Origin of the sequence: Candidatus Bandiella numerosa, from assembly GCF_021811875.1 — a bacterium.
Taxonomy (GTDB): domain Bacteria; phylum Pseudomonadota; class Alphaproteobacteria; order Rickettsiales; family Midichloriaceae; genus Aquirickettsia; species Aquirickettsia numerosa_A.
Window position 1 is genome coordinate 1 of the sequence record NZ_JAJBJD010000110.1, and the last position, 3,639, is coordinate 3,639.

General features: G+C 33.3%; 2 protein-coding genes. Both read right to left on the reverse strand.

Annotated features, from left to right (window positions below):
* Positions 1-329: 329 nt before the first annotated feature.
* Positions 330-1,748: a UDP-N-acetylmuramoyl-L-alanyl-D-glutamate--2,6-diaminopimelate ligase gene (locus tag L8D11_RS04105; RefSeq protein ID WP_236870405.1), complete on the reverse strand. Its 1,419-nt coding sequence runs from the start codon at positions 1,746-1,748 to the stop codon at positions 330-332.
* Complete coding sequence (locus tag L8D11_RS04110) at positions 1,748-3,442, reverse strand: type IV secretory system conjugative DNA transfer family protein (RefSeq protein WP_410519503.1); 1,695 nt, start codon at positions 3,440-3,442, stop codon at positions 1,748-1,750. Before L8D11_RS04110 ends, L8D11_RS04105 begins: the two co-directional genes overlap by 1 nt.
* Positions 3,443-3,639 lie beyond the last annotated feature (197 nt).

Consider the following 3,639-nt stretch of genomic DNA (forward strand, 5'->3'; position numbering starts at 1 on the left):
CTCTCTCACATCACGATAGCTCTGATTAAATCTATGATATTGCCATATCGCCTGTCCTATTATCATCATTGGATATCTATGTCTGTTTGGTGTGCCCTTCATCTTTTTTGATATTTATTTTTTTAAACCCTACAATTTTATAATCTTTTATTCAATATCAGAATTTTATTCTATTTTTAACTTGACTGTGCCCTTTAGATTAAAAACGCACCTCTGCCTAAGGAGTAAGTTGTTAAAATTAACTATACTCTAATAATTTTGAAATGCTACACTGAAAATTGTATAAAAATGCTTAATTTTCACTCCGTGTTTTAGGGTTCATTTCAAAACTAGCTAATATTTTTATTAAAATTTGCAACTTCTTCAAAATCGCTAAAGTGTATCTTATTTTTTCCTATGAGTTGATAATCCTCATGTCCCTTACCTGCGATAACCAAAATATCATTATCTCTCAAGTTGTCCATGGCAAATTTAATTGCATTCGCTCTTCCATCAACTTCCTTTCCTTTAGGACAAAATTTTAAAATTTGTTGCCGTATGAAGCTGGCATTTTCTTCCCTAGGATTATCATCAGTAACAATTACATAATCAGCAAGTTCGTCTGCAATACCACCCATTAATCCTCTTTTACCAGCATCTCTTTGTCCGCCACAACCAAATAACACGTGAAGCTTTCCCCTGCACGTTTTTCTTAGAGTTTGTAGAACAGTTTTTAGAGAGTCAGGAGTATGTGCATAATCTATATATACCTCTCTACCATTATAACTTCTTGCTAGTTCAAGACGACCTCTTGCTGCCTTAAGTCTATTTATTATGTTCATCACACTACTAATAGGCAATTCACATGCTATGGCAAGACCTATGGAGCATAAAATATTATATAGCTGAAATTCTCCTTTAATTTTTGAATCAAGTGAATATATCTTTCCAAAAACTTTCACCTTCCACTCACTATCATTACTACATAAAATTTGTAAATCCTTAGCTTTTTTTCCGTATTCAATTACCCTTATATCACGATTTTTACATGTTTGATTAAGAATATCAAATTCATCAATATCAGTGTTCAAAACAGCATATTTACCACTTTCTAAAACTTCACTGAAAATTCGTAATTTAGCCTTAAAATACTCTTGTAGTGTTTTGTGATAATCTAAATGATCTTGTGAAAAATTTGTAAATCCAACCGCTTTGAAGTTCAAGTAATCGATTCTATGTTGGTATATACCATGGCTAGATGCTTCAAGTGCGACATGAGTAATTTTTTTTTCATTAAGTTTTGTCAAAAGTTTATTTAATTCTAGGGAAGATGGAGATGTAAGGCTAGGGGCGCCCTTAGGCTCAAATTGGTTATCAGAATCAATAACCCCTAATGTACCAATTGATGCACTTTTAAAATTTAATAAGTGGCATATTTGTTGATAAAAATTTACAACAGAAGTTTTTCCATTTGTACCAGTTACAGCCACTATATTTTCTGGCTTCTCCCTATAATACAAAGATAATATCTGACTCAAAAATTTTCGTGGATTTTCGACTTTTAAAATTTTTACATTATCTTGCCTAACATCCACATTTGAATTTTGGTCAATTACTATATACCTAGCTCCATTTTTAATTGCCTGGTCAATATACTTTTCACCACTTGTATTAAACCCACTTAATGCAAAAAAGATAAAATCTTTCTCTACATTGTTTGAATTATCTTCAATTCCATTAATAGAGCTTAAAATCTTGTTGATATCCATCAAGAATTAAATACCTCATCGTCCACTTTATTATTAGTAGCAGCTTGTTGTTGTGGGTTTTCAGTGACCATTTTCTGTTCTTCCTGTGGATTATTTTGTTTTTCTTCCTTATTCTTATTCCCCGCAAAGCTAGCTCTTAATTTTTCCATGTCAAAAGGTTCTTGCTTAGGTATTGGGATTGGAGGTAATAACCTTTTTTTAAAGAAGCTGTCGCTATAATATTTAATCTTATTTGATTTTATAGGAGGGCTGGACTCTATCAATAATATTTGCTCATCACGTGGTAAATTAATAACTTCTTGTGGTAGCAACAGTGCTCTTTGAGTGTTCGATACACTGAGTGATCTAGAAGCTGGGTTAAAATCCAAAAACTTCGGTTTATTTTGTGATATCTGTTCAACAGTTTTATTGCCACAAAGTTGCGAAATTAAATTTGCTGTCTCATAGTTGTTTGCAGCAAAAGTAATCCTGTATGTGGAGTTGGACAAAAATGAGTTCATCCCGTGTTCCTCATAAATTCCCTTAAGTTGCTGGGTATCTTGGATAATTAGAAATAACCTAACATGATAACCACAAAAATAAGCAATACCTGTCATGAATTGCTCCATCTTTCCGAGAGTGGGGAACTCATCCATCATAAACATTACACCATATGGCTCATCATCGCCAGGAAGTTTTCGGGACAAAAATTCTGTTGCTTGCTGATAAAATACCTGCATTAGCGGCTGGAGTCGCTTTAAGTTATCAGGTGTTAAACCAACATAAACCGTAGTAAGCTTCTTTTTAAATTCCAAAACATTAAAATCACTAGAGGCAGTGGCTGTATCAATCAACGGGTTAGACCAAAGTTCTAGGTTCGAGTTCATAGTAGAAATTACACCAGACCTTTCTTTATCTGCTTTTTGAAGAAATGCGGCAATATTCATATATGCAACAGGGTGTATTTCATTACCCATTGTATCTAACACCACAGCTAAGTTGTATACTACGTCATCGCTCCTCATAGTTCTAACTACTTCACCAAACGATTTTACTTTGTTCTTATCAGCAATTAAATATAAAACCACTCCAACAAACAGTGAACGCGCTTCATTATTCCAAAACTCTTTTTCCGGCATGATAAGACTTGCTATCTTCTGAACGTCATCCACCATCTGCCCTGGTTTTTTGCTCACCCAATCAATTGGATTATAACAATGAGTATCACCATCTGGATTTGCAGGACTCCAAACAAAAACCTGCTGCCCCATTTTTGCTCGCCAGCCAGAAGTTAATTCATAGTTTTCAAGCTTAATATCATGCACAACCAAAGATTCTTCCCAAAAAAGCAAATTTGGTATTACAAAACCCACACCTTTACCTGAACCAGTTGGAGCAAATAGTAGTGTATGTTGGTATCCTTCAGAAATCAAATAACCCTTTTTGTCTTCTCCAAGTAACATACCTTTTTTAACTCTTAGATTGGCTTTTTTAATATCTTCTTCAGTTGCCCATCTTGCATCTCCATGCACAGATTCTTTCTTTCTATATGGCCTTAACTCATATATAGCTTTTCTAAATTTCCACGTAAAAGATCCTATTATTATCATTGGAACTAAAATACCACCAATAACTCTAGCCACAAAATAATCATCATATTCAAGAGTAATTGCTTTAAAGTTATCGACCCAATACATTACTAATTGATAAAGCATAGTAAGAGGCTGTGTAGATAAAGCAAAATCTAAACTAAGTTTCTTATATTCTGTGTATGTAAGTATTAATTGTCAATAAGAAAGTAAAAGTGCACCACCATAGGCACGCAAAAGTGCACCACTAAAAAGTCAATAAAATAAGAAAATCAGCTCACAAAAATTATAAATATTAGCAACTAAAAACTTTTTATTAGTAT

Excerpts from the sequence above, each read along its gene's own strand:
- L8D11_RS04105 (WP_236870405.1), bottom strand. The coding sequence starts at position 1,748 with ATGGATATCAACAAGATTTTAAGCTCTATTAATGGAATTGAAGATAAT.
- L8D11_RS04110 (WP_410519503.1), bottom strand. The coding sequence starts at position 3,442 with ATGCTTTATCAATTAGTAATGTATTGGGTCGATAACTTTAAAGCAATT.